The organism is Streptomyces sp. NBC_00286 (genome assembly GCF_036173125.1).
Taxonomy (GTDB): Bacteria; Actinomycetota; Actinomycetes; order Streptomycetales; family Streptomycetaceae; genus Streptomyces.
The window spans coordinates 4,872,768-4,887,376 of sequence record NZ_CP108054.1 but is presented as its reverse complement, the minus strand read 5'-3'; the positions used below and the strand labels follow the sequence as shown (position 1 = coordinate 4,887,376).

Genomic DNA, 14,609 nt, shown 5'->3' with positions numbered 1-14,609 from the left:
CGACGAGATGCCCAGACCCGAGTCACGTCCCACGATCCACATCCCGGGGACCACCAGCCACACCATCACCCCGCGCGCGGGACTTGAGGGACGCGAGGGAGCTCTGCGCTACCTCAAGGCAGGCACCGGTGCCCCCCTGGTCCTGCTGCACACCGTGCGCACCCAGGCCGAGCACTTCCGCCACCTCATCCCGCTGATCGCGGACCGCTACACGGTGTACGCCCTCGACCTCCCCGGAATGGGCTACTCGGAGATCGTCCCCGGCGCCTCGTACGACGAACCGGCCATGCGCGCGGGCGTCAAACGCCTCCTCACCGAACTCGACCTCCACGACGTGACGTTGGCCGGAGAATCCATGGGCGCGGTACTCGCCCTGACCACCGCGGCCGACCTCCCGGAGCGCGTACGACGCGTCGTCGCGATCAACGCGTACGACTTCCGCGACGGCATCGCCCGCTCCAGCCTCCTCGCCCGCGTGGTGGTCACCGGCGTCCTCACTCCAGGAGTAGGCCAGGTCATCGCCGGCGTGGAGCCCAAGCCCGCCCTCCGTAAAATCCTCGAGGGCGGCCTCGGCGACAAGACCGCACTACGGGAGGACTACCTGGACGAACTCCTCCAGGTAGGCACCCGCCCCGGCTACGCGACGGTCGCCCGGTCCGTCTACCAGGCCTTGCCCAGCCTCATCGCGTCCCGCTCCCGCTACCCCGAGGTCAAGGCCCCCATCCACCTCATCTACGGAGAGAAGGACTGGTCCCGCCCCTCAGACAGGCAAGTCAACAAGGACCTGCTACCGACCGCCGACTTCATGCAGCTGCCGAAGGCCGGCCACTTCATCGCCCTGGAACGGCCGGACGTACTGGCCGACTTGTTGAACAGGATGGCGTGACGGCGTGGAGACGGGCCCGCGCCGGCGCTGCGTAATGGCTGGCGGGGCTGCTGGGCATCTGACTGGGAGAAGACCAAGCTCAGACGGCCGGAGATGGCCATCTTTCGGATCCCTGGGCAGGGGCGTGGGATAGCTTGCCCGCCATGATTGAACTCGGGCCCGTCGCCTGGCCACCCGCCCCCATCAGAACCCAACGGCTCGTGCTCCGCGAGCCGTTGGCCCAAGACCGTGCGACGTTCATCGAACTCCTCGCCTCACCCGAGGTGCATACGTACCTCGGCGGTCCCCGGCAGCGTGAGGAACTCGAGCTCGAGATGCCCGAGGTGCCCGCACGGTGGCCCGGGAGCTTCGTCGTCGAGCTCGACGGCGCGATGATCGGCCAAATCCTGCTCAGAAGAGCACCGGAGCACCATCGCCCGACTGCCGCGGGAAAGGCCGATCTCGGCTACCTGTTCCTGCCACGGTCGTGGGGACACGGATACGCCTTCGAGGCGTGCACAGCAGCACTCGACTGGCTCACCGCCGCCCTCCCCGGCGAACCAGTGGTCCTCACCACCCAGACCGCCAACACCCCCTCAATGCGCCTCGCAGCAAGGCTGGGTTTCACCGAGGCAGAACGCTTCGAGGCCTGGAACGCAGAGCAGTGGCTCGGCATACGGTCCTCGGTCAGGCCGCCCGGTTGAGCCATGGCGCCCAGGCCTTATGGTGCGACTGTTGCGCCCCGCCCGCAGGAATAGACGATAAACAACCCCCGGTCTCTGACCTGGGGTTTGTCGTGGAGCGGGTGACGGGCGCACTCGCGCTCTCAGCATGGGTAGCTGCGATCATCCACCAGGTCCGTCGTCAGTGCCTGCGGCTATGGTCTCAAGCGCGCGGTCGGCTTCCGGGGGTTCCAGCTCTGAAGGGAATGGTTGCATCCCTGGCCTGTCTGGGGGCGGCCCGGAGACTCGTCCGGGACCTAACCGACGGCTGGGCTTCGTCGATGGCCAGGCAATGACCTGTCAGCGCCGACCGCGCACACCTCTGACCCAGGTCGATGACAGGCGCACGCTTTCCAACTGTGGTGGTGGGGCGATCGGCTGTGTGTAGGGGCGTTCACGTGGGGTCATGGGGTCGCCCGACCTCGCGAGTTCCCGTCGGCAGGTACCCCCCGCGGTAAGGACGGTCGGCCGCCAGTCGACGGGCCAGCCCAGGTCCGATCTGAACGGCCGTGAGCGGTGCTGAATGAGGCGGAAAGTGAGATGGGCCGGTGCCGCGCCGAACTGCCTTGGGGACGGGCTTCCTTCGAGGAAGCATGCACTGGAGCGGCGTTCAGGGGTGTAGATGATCGCGAGTGTCGTGGCTGGGGTGGTGTGGGTCGGTCGTGACGGTCCACCCGCATTCATGAGTGGTTGGCCTTCAGGGAGAGCGCTGGCGCATGGGCCTGTCTGGACGGCCGTGGCCGGGTATGAACGAGACGGTGACGCTGGATCAGATCTCTGCCCTTCCCCGGTGGGATCGGGCGATCACCGCTCGCGGCGTCATCGTTGACGACGCACTTGCCTACCGGAGCTCGTGCAGGCGGGCGATGCCGAGGATGGCGTGGTGGACGCCGTCGCCTTTGAGTCGGCCGTCGCGCAGGATCTTCCAGTCCTTCATGCGGGCGAAGGTGTGCTCGACGCGGGCCCTGACCTGCTTGTGCGAGCGGTTGTGCTCCTCCTTCCAATCCGGGAGTTGATCGGTCCGTGGCGGGGGTCGACGCCTCAAGTAACCCTTAGCTGCCGGGCCAGAGGCAAGGTTCCTCCTTCCCGCACCCACAGTCGCCCGGAAGATCACCTGCTTGCCCTCAACCGAACTTGAGGTCATACGGTCTCACCACGACCTGCACGGTGTGCGGGCTCCACACTGAAACACGGAGGGGATACCCCATGACGACACAGCAGATCCTCGACGCCGAACTCGCCGGACAGCCCGCCGCGTACTGGACCGGTGTCGCCTACGAAGCGCTCATCGCGTACACCCGTGCCCAGCAGGCCGAAAAGGGCTACACCCAGCCCCAATTCTGGCTGCTGCGCAACCTATCGGTGAACGACATCTCGCCCGACGGCGAGGGGATGACCCTGTCCGAGCTGCGGGAGGCAATGACCTCCTACATCCGTCCAGAGGACGACCTGGCGGCGGAAGCAGAGAGGCTCCTTGAACGCGGCTGGCTGACCCAGGACACCGAGGACCGGCTGTGGCTCACCCCGGAAGGGGAACAGGCCCGCGTCGATCTGGCCCGCAATGCCCCCGCGATCCGCGCCGCCCTCCACGAGGGCATCGACGACGCGGACTACGTCACCACGGTGAAGGTGCTCCAGCAGCTGATCCAAAACGCGGGTGGAGCGGTCGCCTGATTGACCGCAAGCCCGGGGTCAAGCGCCCCGGGCCACTCAAACCGATCTTTGCGGGACAGCCCTTAGGCTCGGTTGAGCCTGAGTGGCGCTCGTCGAACTGCCGCCTTGTGTCCGCTGCGATCCTGCGCCCTTGTTCCGCGGCCTGTTGAAGGGCTTGGGCTACCTGGTCGGCGTCGTCCGGGGACAGCAGGATTTCTTGGGTCCAGAGGATCGACAGTCTGATGTCGCCGTTCAGCAAGTTGGTTGCCACGTCGAGTTCGGTGCCGTTGCCGGTGGTGTCCTGCACGCTCAGGCCGAGGTCGCTGCTGAATGCGCTCATGGTGTCGGTTCCCCATGGTCCGTCGGGCCACTGGCCGTGATGCTCCACAGCGGCGGCGTGTACTGCTGCGGGCGGTTGCTGATGAGCAGTTGGCGCAGGTCCTCGCGCAGGGAGCCGTTGAGATTCAGTGCCTCGGTGATGCGGCGGAAGGTCGTGTGGGTGACTCCGCGCTTCCGGGCTTCGGCAACCGAGCCCGGCCCCGATGGGCTGCCGCGGCCACACCGGCGACACAGGCGATTGACGAGGAGCAGGCATGCCCAAGAAGGCCCCGCAGGACTGGGAGACCCTGGAGCAGGAGCTGTACTCGGCCGGAGTGGAGCCCGCCGAGGTGGAAGCCGGATCGCGCCGCCTTCTGGCGGAGGCCCGTGGGCATCAACTGGCTGAGGCGCGCAAGCAGTACGGGCCGGCCCAGAAGGACAGGGGAGGCAGCGGCAAGACCGAAGCTCCAGGCCACTGACCTGGGGTTTCGCATGGAGCGGGCGACGAGCATCGAACTCGCGCTCTCCGCTGTCGCGCGTTCTGACGTGAACCGATCCATGCGATCGCCGGGCCGGAACCCCTGGGCCCCTTCCTTCGAGACCGAGCGACGCTCCAGTGGCCGACTGTCGGCGAGGTCCCGGATTACCGGGCCGGGGCCGCGCCGACGCGGGCCAGCACGCCGTCGGCCAACTCCCGCGGGCTCAGCTCGCCGTCCAGGAACACGGTGTCACTGGGCAGCGAGTCCACTGCGGCCATACAGGACTCGATCTTGGACTTGCACCACCCGCGCACCCGTTCATCCTGCGCGGGATCGTCAGGCGTGAAGCTCCGCCCTTCGATCCGCTTCACCAACACGTCCTCGGAGACCTTGAGGAAGAAGTGGTGGACAGCTATCCCCGCGTCCTTCAGGGCGCCGAAGATCTCCTCGACATAGCCGGGGTTGACCAGCGTCATGGGCACCAGAACGGGTCGCTCATACTCCTCGACGAGTCCCACGGCAAGGTCCGCGACCTGCCGCCTCCACAGCCGCAGATCCTGAAAGTCGCCGGTTGGTCCTTCAACGATCTCGCGCAGCACGTAGCCGACCATCTCCGGGTCATAGACCAGCGCCTCGGGCCAGCGCGGACGTAGTTCATCCACCAGCGTGCTCTTCCCGCTGCCGAATGCACCGTTCACCCAGACGATCACAGACGTCTCCCTGCAGATGGATGCCCTCAACCGGCCACGGCGGCCCCCCGAACCACACACCGTGACGCGGCGGGCAGGTCGGCCCATGCCAGGGATGCCGTCCGGCTACGACCCGAAGTTCTGCGTCCAGTAGTTGCCCGGCTGGGCCAGGCCGATGCCGAGCTCCTTGAAGCCGCAGTTGAGGATGTTGGCCTTGTGGCCGGGGCTGTTCATCCAGCCGTCCATGACGCTTTCGGGGGTGCCGTATCCGGCGGCGACGTTCTCGCCGGCCGACCTGAAGTTGTATCCGACGCGAGCGAGCCGCTCGCCCATGTCCGAACCGTCGGAACCGGTGTGCGACATGTTCTTGTGGTCGGCCATGTCCTGGCTGTGGTTCTGGGCAGCCTTGGTGAGCTTGGCGTTCGTGGTCACCGGGCCGCAACCTGCCTTCTCGCGTTCTGCGTTGACCAGAGCCAGCACACGACTCGTGGGGCCGGAATCCGCAGGGCTGGCGGGGGCGCTCGGAGCTTTGCTGGGACGCGTGGTCTTCGGAGTCGGCGTGCTTGGAGGCGGAGCAGGCCTGTCGGGCTTGGTGCGGGGACGCGTCGGGGTGGGACTGGGGCTCTTGGACGCCGAGGGGGAGGCTTTCCGGGTTTTCGCCGGAGTGGTACGAGGAGAAGGGCTCGCCTTGGGGGTGTCCGGGGACGCGGAGGGCGTCCGCGAGGGCTCCGCGTCGGCTACTTGATCCGATGTGCCGCCGCCCCATCCCAGCCAGGAGGACGCCACACTGCGCAAGCCTCCCAGCTCGCTGCCGCTCGCCAGTGCGACCGAAGGAATACCCACGGCGCCCGCAGCCACCACGATGACTGCGGTACGGGATATCTTCCGGCGCTTCTTTTTCTGGCGATGCTTGTTCATACGTGGCCTCACTCAGTGGTCCGGCATTGGCAGCAAAGCAGCGCAGCGCTGGCGAGCCCGGTCATTATGGGGACCGGCGAGCGCACCGGGCAATGAACGTCCGTACTACCGCCGACCGGCCCTGACGAGGTCCGCCCGGCCCATAAGGACGTACGGATTCAGCCGTCGGCACACAATCTCCGCCACCCGCACACACCAGTGACCAGGACGAAGAGGCTCTCCGGCCGTCGCGGGTGCTAATTTCGCCGACCTCGAGAATCGGTTGAATTGCCACCTGTGGTGGAGAATGCCCGATTGAGATTCAAAAGAGTGCAGCTGTTACCAGCAGTAATCAGTCAATCAATCCCATTCGGTAAAATTCCGGCGTGATGTATATCACTCTGATTCGAAGTGTGGGAATTGCCGAGCCGGGACGGGTCGGGACCGAGCCGGGACGGGTCGGGACCGAGCCGGGACGGGGCCGGATCGACTGAGTTCCTGCGTGGTGGCTGGCTGCCCTGCGGCGCAAGTGTCTTGCGGTGCATGGCAATGCCGACTACCTTGTACCGCATGATAAAGGGGGCGCCCGAATCGGATGACCAGCGGCGCAGTCAGCTCCTGCGTGGGGTCCTTGATTTGTGTCTGCTGTCGCTGATCTCCAGTCGGCCGCGGTACGGCTACGAGTTCGTGGAGGCGCTGGCGGACAGTGGGCTTGAGTTGGTGAGCGAGGGCAGCATCTATCCGCTGCTCGCCCGGATGGAACGGGCGCGGCTCATCTCCTCGTACCGCGCGCCGTCCTCGAGCGGCGGCGCCCCGCGCAAGTACTACCGCCTGACCGAGGCCGGGCGCGCCGAACTGACCAGCGGCCAGGCCGTGTGGCGCGCCTTCACCGGGCAGGTGGACCGAATCCTGACGGACACCGAATCCTGACGGACACCGAAACCTGACGGACCGAAACCTGACGGACACCGAAACCTGACGGACACCGAATCCATCACGGGGGAGAGCGCGCCATGACGCACGCCATGACGAACGAGCAGATACTCGCGGTCTGTCGCAGCAACTGGGAGTACAGAGGGATCGATGACGCATCCGTACGGGAGATGCTCGACGAGCTCACGGCGCACCTGGAAGACGCGGAGGCTGCGGGCCGTACACCTCAGGACGTCGTCGGTGGCGATGTCAGAGCGTTTGCCGCGACGTGGGCACGGGCCCGCGCTCCGCTCGCCCTCCGGGTGCTGCGTATGGTCGCGATGACCTGCTCCGTATTCGGCGTCGTGCTGCTGTTCTCCTGCCTGTTCCATTGGACCGGGCAGGTGGAGCTGACCGTCGATCGCATAGCCTTCTACGTGCTTCTCGCGGCCGTCACGGTCGTCTGGGAAACGCGGCGCGGCAGTCTGGGCATAGTCAAGAACTGGGCGCTCACCCTCGTCGTCGTCCTGCCTGCAGCACTGCTCACCAGATGGCTGGTCGGGGATGAGGTGTTGTTCACGCTTCAGGTGTGGTTCATCGCGGCTCTGCTTCTTCCCGGACTCGCCTACGTGGTCAGCGACAAACGGAACGCGAAGGCCGCCACGGCCGACAGTGAGTGAGGCCTCGTGCGGCAGGCAGTACGGGCGGTTGTGTACGACTCTGTACGACCAGCGGTGTCCGGCACTCGCCGAAAGTGCCGGACAGGTCACTTGCCGTGCTGGAAACTCGTCTCTTTCCATGCCGGAAACTGGCCGCTACTCTTTCCGGTATGGAAACTAACGGGGTGCGACTGACGCCCGAGCAGGCCCATGCCGCCCTGGCCGACACCGAGCACGTACGGGCCTCCGCCGCGGCGCTGTCGGCCACACCGTGGCCGAACTGGTTCTTCATCACGCTCACGCTCTACATCGCCGCGCTCCCGATCACGTTCGGAGGCTTCATGGCCGACCCGGAGTGGCTGCTGCCGCGTTCCGCGTGGATGACCATCCTCGTGACGAGTGCCGCGGTGTACCTGGCGCTGTTCGTCGTCGCGGGGAACGCGTGGCGCGCCAAGACCGGGGTGGCGCTGCGGTTGGACGTACTGCCGAAGCGGGCGACCGTGCCGCTCACCATCGGCCTGCCCGTGCTGCTGGTGGGAGCGGGGTTCGCTTTCCGCGCCACTGGACGGCCGGTGTGGCTGTTCGCGGCCTCGCTGATCGGTGTCGCCGTGTCCGTCGGCTTCCACCTTGCCTTCGTACGCCTGCACCGGAAGACGCCGTGAGCGCCGAAATCCACGACCGGCTGGAGGGGTTCGACACCACCATCCACGCCCCGAACCGGCTGCGCATCTGCGCCCTCCTGGATGCTGCGGGCGAGGCGGAGTTCGGTCTGGTCCAAAAGCAGCTCGATCTCTCTGCCTCCGTGCTGAGCAAGCACGTCACCGTGCTGATGGACGCCGGCTACGTCGAGCAGCGGAAGGCCGTACGCGACACCCGGCAGCGAGTGTGGCTCCGGCTGACCCGGCGCGGCCGGGATGCGTATCAGGGGCACCTTGCGGCGCTGCGGGCGATCGTGGGGCCGTCGGATCCGGCTCTCTGATCATGATCGGAGCCGGATGAGGAGCGCGGCTGCGGCCGTCGCTGCAAGTAGCGAGGGCGACAGGTGACGCGCGCGTCGCCGACCCGACCTTCGCCGACCCGACCCCCGCCGGCCGTACCGAACGAACCCCTCCGCCAATCAAATCCTCACCCGGCGCGAATTGATTTCCCTGATGAAACGGGGGTGACCATCAACTCTCCCCTCGCCAGCCTCGGTGCAGTCAGGCCGGACAACGGCAGACCGAGCACTGGAGAACCACGTATGCCCCACTCACACACAGTGGCGGGCCCCCAGCGCGGCGCGCCTCGGTGGCGGACGCAGCGCCGACTGCCGAAGCCCTTCCATCTCGTCCTGCGGTTCCTTCTCGTGACGCTGATCGCCACCGGTGCGCTCGTGACGACCACCGGTTCCGCGAGCGCGCAGGACGAGCCCAACGGCGCGCTGTCGCAGAGACCGACGCCCGGTGTGGTGTACCGCGGCGACTCCCGGCACCCGAACGACATCTTCGCCAACGGCTTCACAGCCCGGGGAACGAACTACGACCTCAGGAACCATGTCCACGGCGGACACGGGTCCAACGACAGCGGCTACATCTCCACGTCGGGTACGCGGGACGTCGCGGTGCCGTTCGCCCGGAGCCAGGGGCAGATCACCCTCGCGAACCAGGCCGCTGAGCCGCGTTGCCAGGGGCCGGGCTGGACGATCGGCGAGAGCATCCCGGTCGTGGGATGGCTCGTCATGAGCCACTGCATACACTCGACCCACGAAGTCAGGACCTTCGTCTACACGATCGACCCGCGGTTCGTGACCGGCGTCCCCCTGTACGTGCCCGACCAGCTTCGTGGGGACCCGGCCATGTACGAGCACTACCGGAGCCAGGACGAATGGGCCTTCTTCCACAGGATTCCGCCCCAGGCGATCACCGGCGTGCAGATCTACCGCCTGACGGGGCGGGCGGTCAACGGCCGGCTCGAGATGCAGAGCGTCACCTTCGACGAGGAACGCTGGGTGCCGAACCCCAACTACGTCCCCAACTACCGCTACGACCCGATTGCCGACCCGACCGCCGACCTCGACCTGGACCAGGACCTGAACATCCCGGCGCTCCCGGCGAACGACTACAACCGGGGCTGCAGCGCGGCCCAGCAGTGCAGGGGCTGAGCCACTGATCCCGCCCGCCCATCCCGGCGCAGGGCAGGCGACACGAGGCGGCACCACCGGTCCACGCGGTGGTGCCGCCGCCGCAATTTGGTCGTACGACTTGATCGCTGGACAAAGTCGATATGATGTTCCCCATGGCTCATGTTTCCGCGGCGGAGCGCCGCCCTCAGCTGATCAAGGCCGCCATCGACCTCATGACCAGGGAGGGGGTGGCTGCCGGAAGCACCCGTGCCATCGCGGCCGAGCTGGGCGTGGCCCAGGCGACGGTGCACTACACCTTCGGCACCAAGGAAGATCTGTACCGGGCTGTCATGGAGCAGCTCACCCATGATCTGGTCGCCCAGGTCGAACGGGCGGCGCCCGCGGACGCCGGCTTCGAGGAGTCGATCGCGGCGCTCGCCACCGCCCTGTGGCGGACCCTGCGCGAGCAGCCGACCACCCACCAGCTCCTCCACGAACTGTCCATGTTCGCGCTCCGGACACCGCGGCTGCAGGAAGCCCTTGAGAGCCACTCCCGCGAGACGATGGCCGTGACGACGAAGCTGGTGACCGAGGCGGCCGAGCGCACCGGTCACCAGCTCGCCCAGCCGGCGGAGACCCTCGCCCGGTTCTTCCTGGCCGGCTTCGACGGCCTCTCGGTGCAGCATCTCTCACTGCCCGACGAGGAGGCCGAGCTCATCTGTCTGCAGGCTCTGGTCTCCGCTGTCGTCGCGCTCGCCGGCGGCCGAATGGAGCTCATGGCCCTGCCGACGAAGTGACGGCGGGGCGGAACAGGCCGACCTCGCCGTTGCCGCCGTCACCGCCACTGTCACCGTCACAGCAGCGTCCGCGCCCCGTTTCGTAGAAGACAGGGCCACGGACATGGGGGGAGGGGGCGTCCGTGGCCCTGTCGGTCGGCGGGCCCGGCGGGCCCGGCAGGCTCGCCGGGCTCGGCGGGGAGTGCGGTGGGCGTCGGCGCCGCACCCTGGGTGGTCAGCCGGACCAGCGCACTCTGGGTGGTCAGCCGGCCCAGACGTCTTCCACGTACTGGCCAGACTCGATCAGGGCGTTCAGCCAGGCGCCGGCCTCGTCGCCGCCCGCGCCGGTGTGCTTGCGGTAGATCGCCATGAACGCATCCCGCACCGCGGGGGCCATGCGGCGGCCGTCCCCGCAGATGTAGACCCGGCCACCGGCCTCCAGTACGGCCCAGATCTCGTCGCTCTCCTTGGCGATGCGGTCCTGGACGAAGCGGGCGCCGTCCTCGGGGGCGCAGGAGAAGGTGGGCCGCAGCCGGTGAACAAGGGGATGAGGCAGTTGACCCGACGAGCCCCTGGCCGAACCGCAGCGATGGACCGGACCGGCCTGCGCCGCTCCGGCGCGTCTCTCTCCAGCGTCGCCTACGTTCATTCCCCAGCCGTTGGCCGGATGGCCTCCCGGCGCGCTCCAATACACGATCCAGCGCCGAAAGTTGCCACCCCACCCGGGCCCGTCGCCCATAGGGAAGTGGGCCTTGGCCGAAGTACTCAGCTGGAACTGTCGGACTCGTCCTTCGCGGCGCGGCGGTACTCGGCGTTGATGCGCTGCGCTTCCTCGAGCTGGTCCTCGAGGATGACGATGCGGCAGGCGGCCTCGATCGGGGTCCCCTGGTCGACGAGTTCGCGGGCGCGGGCGGCGATCCGCAGCTGGTAACGGGAGTACCGGCGGTGCCCGCCTTCCGAGCGGAGCGGAGTGATCAGACGGGCCTCACCGATGGCCCGGAGAAAGCCGGGGGTGGTGCCGAGCATTTCGGCGGCCCGGCCCATGGTGTACGCGGGGTAGTCGTCGTCGTCCAGACGACCGCTGAGCGGAGTATCTGCTGTCATTTACACCTCGTTGTACGACGCGTCGAGGGGCCCTGGTGCCGTGCGGCACCAGGGCCCCGAAGGGATTGAACACCATCTGTCGGCCTTACTGCTCTGCCGACCTGCTGTTTCCGCTGCCCGGCCCGGGAGAGGGCCGGAAATGCGGGGATCGCGGATTCGTGACCGGGGACCACCTTCCAATCCGGGTCTTGCGGTACCCGACCGGATGATGCTTCCCGGGCCGGGCGATCCTGATGGCGTCTGCTCCCTCCGTCCTTCCTCTGAGTGATGCGAACTGCTGGTACTGCTGTCGGCGGCCCCTCAACCTGCGAGCCGCCCAGTGCGACTGTCAGCCCCGTCACCGTCCTGCGAACAACCTGGCTTCGGAACTCCACAGTCGCCCTGACCTGCGAACTTCATGTACCGCTGCCTGGCAGTTCGTGTCTGCCGGGCCTTCTTGACCGTGTCTACGAAAGGAACCTTAACCAGATCACCAGCCAATGTCTACTCCGGCGAGCATAGATTTCGGTGCTCTCGAGGCGTAGGTATTTTGCGCCGACTGACAGTGGCGACCGACAGCGGCGGCACGGTGAACCATGCGCTCCAGCGCCCCGGTCTCCACCGCTCCAGCGCCCCGGTCCCCACCGCTCCGGTGCTCGGCTCCCCACCCCCCCCGTGCGCCGGCATCGCGTCGGCGCCGGAGATCCCGTACAAGGTCACGTACAGGAAATGGGCACAGAGGACCGACCGCTGCATAAAATCGGCTCTCATGTCGAAACCTGACGACCTGCTCGCGGACATCGCCGCCAAGGTGGAGTCCGCGCAAAGCAATCAGATGTCGCTGACCGTGGTGGTGGGCGGAGCCGTCATCACCGGCCGGCTGGCGCCCGAAGCCGTGTGGAGGGAGCGCGTGTCGGAGGTACTGAAGGACTCGGACCGTCTCGGCCAGTTCTCCGGTGTCTTCGATGCCGATCGGTCAGAGGACCGAACCGACCGCGGTGAGGCGCCCACGCACCTGCACTTCCATCTCGCCCGGATCCTGCAGGGCAGTGTCGGGATCCCCGAGACGGGTGGCATGTACCGAGTCGCGATCAGCGACGTCAGTGCCTGGACCGTGGGCGACTTCAGCTACTCCGAACCCTGAGACGCTCACGACGAGAGCCCTGCCGACGTGTGTCGGCAGGGCTCTCGTCGCTGCTGTGATGCCGCCGGCTTCGGCCGGTCCTCATTGCTCAGGAGGCGGGCGTACCAAGCAGGGCCGATGCGGCCTGCAGCGGTGTCAGGGCGGGGGCGGCGGGCGCGCTCTCCTCGCCGTCGCGGCAGGTGAAACCGAGGCGGCTCATGGCGCGGGTGACTTCCCCGCTGGTGAAGTCACGGCGGTCCTGCCGGGTGATGACTTCGCCCACTTGCTTGACGGGATAGTGGCGGCGGCCGATGAGCACGGACTCACCCGTGATGGCCTCGGGCTTGATGCCCTTCATGGAGTCCACTACCTCTTGCTTGGTGAACTCGAACGGGAACCGGGCGATGACACAGCGCATGATGCCTCACAGGGATGGAGTACGAGTACGGGGCTGACCGGCCGGCTGACGCGGGTCCGCGGGAGTGGGCGAGCACGCCCAGTGGTCCACCGGCGCCGAGGACGTCCCGTAGACGACCCGGTCCGTGTACGTGGAGGGTGGAGCTGTCGGTTCTAGGCCGCCGGGTTGGAGGCGGGCGGCCGCTGTGCCGTGCGGCGTGCCGCCTCGCCGGTGGGTCGGCCCTGGGCGGGGCGACCGCGGCGGCGGCCCCGGGACGGGGACGAGGAAGAGGCGCCGCGCCGGGGGCGTTCCGCGACCGGCACCGTGATGGTGACCGGGACACCCGAAGGGGCCTGAGCGCCTGTGATGCGGGTCAACTCCGCTTCACCCGAGTTCACTTGGGTTGTCTGGGGCGTGATGCCGGCGGCGGCCATCAGCCGGCTCATGTCGCGGCGCTGGTTGGGGGTCACCAGGGTGACCACGCTGCCGGACTCGCCCGCGCGTGCCGTACGGCCGCCACGGTGCAGATAGTCCTTGTGGTCGCTGGGCGGATCGACGTTCACGACCAGATCGAGGTTGTCGACGTGGATTCCGCGTGCCGCGACATTGGTCGCCACCAGCACCGTCACATGCCCGGCCTTGAACCGGTCCAGGGTCCGGGTGCGCTGCGGCTGGGACTTGCCGCCGTGCAGGGCGCCGGCGCGGACGCCGCTGTTCAGCAGATGCTCGGTCAGCCGGTCCACCGCGTGCTTGGTGTCCAGGAACATGAGCACCCGGCCCTCGCGGGCCGCGATCTCGGTGGTGGTGCGGTGCTTGTCCGCGCCGCGTACGTGGAGTACGTGATGCTCCATGGTGGTGACCGCACCCGCGGACGGGTCGACGGAGTGGACCACCGGGTCGTGCAGATAGCGGCGGACCAGCAGGTCGACGTTACGGTCCAGGGTGGCCGAGAAGAGCATCCGCTGACCCTCGGGACGCACCTGGTCGAGCAGCGCGGTGACCTGGGGCATGAAGCCCATGTCGGTCATCTGGTCGGCCTCGTCGAGAACGGTGATGGCGACGCGGTCCAGCCGGCAGTCGCCGCGGTCGATGAGGTCCTTGAGCCGGCCAGGCGTGGCGACGACGACCTCCGCACCGCCCCGCAGTGCCCCGGCCTGCCTGCCGATCGACATCCCGCCGACCACGGTGGTCAGCCGCAGCCGCAGAGCTCGGGCGTACGGAGTGAGCGCGTCGGTGACCTGTTGGGCGAGCTCGCGGGTGGGTACGAGGACGAGGGCCAGCGGCTGCCGGGGCTCGGCGCGCTGACCGGCCGTACGGGCGAGGACCGCGAGGCCGAAGGCGAGCGTCTTGCCCGAACCGGTGCGGCCACGGCCGAGGACGTCGCGGCCGGCGAGGGAGTTCGGCAGAGTCGCCGCCTGGATCGGGAACGGTGCGGTCACGCCTTCGTGGCCGAGCGCGGCCAGCAACGGCGCAGGCATGGAGAGTTCGGCGAACGTCTCGACGGCACCGAGCGCGGGGGTGATCGTCTTCGGCAGCGCGAACTCACCCTGAGGCGCGGCCTGTCGACGTCCGTACCCTTCGGGACGGCGCGGAGTACCGGAGCGGCCGGGGACTGCGCTTCCGGCCCCGGCTCCGTAGCGGCTGCCGCCCCTCTTGGAGCCGGAACCTCCGGCGCGAGTGCGGGCGAAGCGATCGTTTGTACGGGTGCGGTTCATGCGGAACCTTCCTTGATATGGCACGAATCAAGGAATTCCCGCAGCAATTGAGCAGCGCAGAGAATCGCGAGAACGAGCCGATGGCGATGCGGGATCGGATGGGATCCCGAAGGGAATGTGCGAGGCATGCGTGGTGAATGCGCAGGGATACGCGTGAGATTTGTCTCTCACGAGAATAGTGAGATCCCGGCAGCAGAGGATGCAGTAAGGAATGCAGCAG

At 67.7% G+C, this 14,609-nt stretch carries 17 protein-coding genes and 2 pseudogenes; 11 read left to right on the top strand and 8 right to left on the bottom strand.

The window, feature by feature from the left end; all coding sequences use genetic code 11:
* The first annotated feature begins 7 nt into the window (after nucleotides 1-7).
* Both OHT21_RS22345 and OHT21_RS22340 read left to right on the top strand, forming a co-directional pair.
* Complete coding sequence (locus OHT21_RS22345; RefSeq protein ID WP_328770125.1) at nucleotides 8-886, top strand: alpha/beta fold hydrolase; 879 nt, start codon at nucleotides 8-10, stop codon at nucleotides 884-886.
* Nucleotides 887-1,029: 143 nt separating this feature from the next.
* Nucleotides 1,030-1,569 (top strand): GNAT family N-acetyltransferase, encoded by a 540-nt coding sequence (locus tag OHT21_RS22340; RefSeq protein WP_328770124.1) that lies wholly within the window; start codon nucleotides 1,030-1,032, stop codon nucleotides 1,567-1,569.
* Nucleotides 1,570-2,428: 859 nt separating this feature from the next.
* On the opposite strand, the gene OHT21_RS44725 is transcribed toward OHT21_RS22340, so the two are convergent.
* A complete protein-coding gene (locus tag OHT21_RS44725; RefSeq protein WP_443050416.1) occupies nucleotides 2,429-2,731 on the bottom strand; it encodes a transposase in 303 nt (100 codons plus the stop codon).
* Between the two features lie 62 nt (nucleotides 2,732-2,793).
* On the opposite strand from OHT21_RS44725, the gene OHT21_RS22330 reads away from it, so the two are divergent.
* Complete coding sequence (locus OHT21_RS22330) at nucleotides 2,794-3,261, top strand: MarR family winged helix-turn-helix transcriptional regulator (protein ID WP_328770123.1); 468 nt, start codon at nucleotides 2,794-2,796, stop codon at nucleotides 3,259-3,261.
* A gap of 315 nt (nucleotides 3,262-3,576) precedes the next feature.
* Here the strand turns inward: OHT21_RS22330 and OHT21_RS22325 are convergent.
* Nucleotides 3,577-3,765 (bottom strand): annotated as a pseudogene (locus tag OHT21_RS22325) (hypothetical protein); the annotation flags it as partial.
* 68 nt (nucleotides 3,766-3,833) lie between these two features.
* Between OHT21_RS22325 and OHT21_RS22320 the strand changes: the two are divergent.
* Nucleotides 3,834-4,037: a hypothetical protein gene (locus tag OHT21_RS22320; protein ID WP_328770122.1), complete on the top strand. Its 204-nt coding sequence runs from the start codon at nucleotides 3,834-3,836 to the stop codon at nucleotides 4,035-4,037.
* Nucleotides 4,038-4,201: 164 nt separating this feature from the next.
* Here OHT21_RS22320 and OHT21_RS22315 read toward each other — a convergent pair whose 3' ends face one another.
* Both OHT21_RS22315 and OHT21_RS22310 read right to left on the bottom strand, forming a co-directional pair.
* Nucleotides 4,202-4,747 carry an AAA family ATPase gene (locus OHT21_RS22315; protein ID WP_328770121.1) on the bottom strand — a complete coding sequence of 182 codons (546 nt, stop codon included), beginning with the start codon at nucleotides 4,745-4,747 and terminating at the stop codon, nucleotides 4,202-4,204.
* Between the two features lie 105 nt (nucleotides 4,748-4,852).
* On the bottom strand, nucleotides 4,853-5,644 hold the full coding sequence (locus tag OHT21_RS22310; protein WP_328770120.1) for a CAP domain-containing protein: 792 nt from the start codon (nucleotides 5,642-5,644) through the stop codon (nucleotides 4,853-4,855).
* A gap of 549 nt (nucleotides 5,645-6,193) precedes the next feature.
* On the opposite strand from OHT21_RS22310, the gene OHT21_RS22305 reads away from it, so the two are divergent.
* From OHT21_RS22305 to OHT21_RS22280, 6 genes are all read left to right on the top strand, one after another.
* Entirely contained in the window at nucleotides 6,194-6,553 is a 360-nt protein-coding gene (locus OHT21_RS22305; protein WP_328770119.1) for a PadR family transcriptional regulator, read from the top strand.
* 83 nt (nucleotides 6,554-6,636) lie between these two features.
* Nucleotides 6,637-7,215, top strand: a complete 579-nt coding sequence (locus OHT21_RS22300) for a hypothetical protein (protein WP_328770118.1) — start codon at nucleotides 6,637-6,639, stop codon at nucleotides 7,213-7,215.
* A gap of 149 nt (nucleotides 7,216-7,364) precedes the next feature.
* Nucleotides 7,365-7,856: a hypothetical protein gene (locus tag OHT21_RS22295; protein ID WP_328770117.1), complete on the top strand. Its 492-nt coding sequence runs from the start codon at nucleotides 7,365-7,367 to the stop codon at nucleotides 7,854-7,856.
* Complete coding sequence (locus OHT21_RS22290; protein WP_328770116.1) at nucleotides 7,853-8,173, top strand: transcriptional regulator; 321 nt, start codon at nucleotides 7,853-7,855, stop codon at nucleotides 8,171-8,173. The genes OHT21_RS22295 and OHT21_RS22290 overlap by 4 nt, the downstream gene beginning before the upstream one ends.
* Nucleotides 8,174-8,434: 261 nt before the next feature.
* Nucleotides 8,435-9,334, top strand: coding sequence for a hypothetical protein (locus OHT21_RS22285; protein ID WP_328770115.1), 900 nt, complete (start codon nucleotides 8,435-8,437; stop codon nucleotides 9,332-9,334).
* A 134-nt stretch (nucleotides 9,335-9,468) separates the two neighbouring features.
* On the top strand, nucleotides 9,469-10,092 hold the full coding sequence (locus tag OHT21_RS22280) for a TetR/AcrR family transcriptional regulator (protein ID WP_328770114.1): 624 nt from the start codon (nucleotides 9,469-9,471) through the stop codon (nucleotides 10,090-10,092).
* A 241-nt stretch (nucleotides 10,093-10,333) separates the two neighbouring features.
* On the opposite strand, the pseudogene OHT21_RS22275 reads toward OHT21_RS22280, so the two are convergent.
* Together OHT21_RS22275 and OHT21_RS22270 are read right to left on the bottom strand one after the other, a co-directional pair.
* Nucleotides 10,334-10,603, bottom strand: a pseudogene (locus OHT21_RS22275) (hypothetical protein); the annotation flags it as partial.
* A 233-nt stretch (nucleotides 10,604-10,836) separates the two neighbouring features.
* The gene (locus OHT21_RS22270; protein ID WP_328770113.1) at nucleotides 10,837-11,175 is read right to left on the bottom strand and encodes a helix-turn-helix domain-containing protein; all 339 of its coding nucleotides are present in this window, start codon (nucleotides 11,173-11,175) and stop codon (nucleotides 10,837-10,839) included.
* 748 nt (nucleotides 11,176-11,923) lie between these two features.
* Between OHT21_RS22270 and OHT21_RS22265 the strand changes: the two genes are divergently transcribed.
* Nucleotides 11,924-12,298 (top strand): hypothetical protein, encoded by a 375-nt coding sequence (locus tag OHT21_RS22265; RefSeq protein WP_328770112.1) that lies wholly within the window; start codon nucleotides 11,924-11,926, stop codon nucleotides 12,296-12,298.
* An 88-nt stretch (nucleotides 12,299-12,386) separates the two neighbouring features.
* Here OHT21_RS22265 and OHT21_RS22260 read toward each other — a convergent pair whose 3' ends face one another.
* Both OHT21_RS22260 and OHT21_RS22255 read right to left on the bottom strand, forming a co-directional pair.
* The gene (locus OHT21_RS22260; protein WP_328770111.1) at nucleotides 12,387-12,695 is read right to left on the bottom strand and encodes an SCO5918 family protein; all 309 of its coding nucleotides are present in this window, start codon (nucleotides 12,693-12,695) and stop codon (nucleotides 12,387-12,389) included.
* Between the two features lie 152 nt (nucleotides 12,696-12,847).
* Nucleotides 12,848-14,389, bottom strand: a complete 1,542-nt coding sequence (locus OHT21_RS22255) for a DEAD/DEAH box helicase (protein ID WP_328770110.1) — start codon at nucleotides 14,387-14,389, stop codon at nucleotides 12,848-12,850.
* Nucleotides 14,390-14,609: the final 220 nt, after the last annotated feature.

Excerpts from the sequence above, each read along its gene's own strand:
- OHT21_RS44725 (WP_443050416.1), bottom strand. The coding sequence starts at position 2,731 with ATGACCTCAAGTTCGGTTGAGGGCAAGCAGGTGATCTTCCGGGCGACT.
- OHT21_RS22260 (WP_328770111.1), bottom strand. The coding sequence starts at position 12,695 with ATGCGCTGTGTCATCGCCCGGTTCCCGTTCGAGTTCACCAAGCAAGAG.
- OHT21_RS22280 (WP_328770114.1), top strand. The coding sequence starts at position 9,469 with ATGGCTCATGTTTCCGCGGCGGAGCGCCGCCCTCAGCTGATCAAGGCC.
- OHT21_RS22265 (WP_328770112.1), top strand. The coding sequence starts at position 11,924 with ATGTCGAAACCTGACGACCTGCTCGCGGACATCGCCGCCAAGGTGGAG.
- OHT21_RS22345 (WP_328770125.1), top strand. The coding sequence starts at position 8 with ATGCCCAGACCCGAGTCACGTCCCACGATCCACATCCCGGGGACCACC.
- OHT21_RS22255 (WP_328770110.1), bottom strand. The coding sequence starts at position 14,389 with ATGAACCGCACCCGTACAAACGATCGCTTCGCCCGCACTCGCGCCGGA.
- OHT21_RS22310 (WP_328770120.1), bottom strand. The coding sequence starts at position 5,644 with ATGAACAAGCATCGCCAGAAAAAGAAGCGCCGGAAGATATCCCGTACC.
- OHT21_RS22305 (WP_328770119.1), top strand. The coding sequence starts at position 6,194 with ATGATAAAGGGGGCGCCCGAATCGGATGACCAGCGGCGCAGTCAGCTC.
- OHT21_RS22295 (WP_328770117.1), top strand. The coding sequence starts at position 7,365 with ATGGAAACTAACGGGGTGCGACTGACGCCCGAGCAGGCCCATGCCGCC.
- OHT21_RS22340 (WP_328770124.1), top strand. The coding sequence starts at position 1,030 with ATGATTGAACTCGGGCCCGTCGCCTGGCCACCCGCCCCCATCAGAACC.
- OHT21_RS22285 (WP_328770115.1), top strand. The coding sequence starts at position 8,435 with ATGCCCCACTCACACACAGTGGCGGGCCCCCAGCGCGGCGCGCCTCGG.
- OHT21_RS22300 (WP_328770118.1), top strand. The coding sequence starts at position 6,637 with ATGACGCACGCCATGACGAACGAGCAGATACTCGCGGTCTGTCGCAGC.
- OHT21_RS22270 (WP_328770113.1), bottom strand. The coding sequence starts at position 11,175 with ATGACAGCAGATACTCCGCTCAGCGGTCGTCTGGACGACGACGACTAC.
- OHT21_RS22330 (WP_328770123.1), top strand. The coding sequence starts at position 2,794 with ATGACGACACAGCAGATCCTCGACGCCGAACTCGCCGGACAGCCCGCC.
- OHT21_RS22320 (WP_328770122.1), top strand. The coding sequence starts at position 3,834 with ATGCCCAAGAAGGCCCCGCAGGACTGGGAGACCCTGGAGCAGGAGCTG.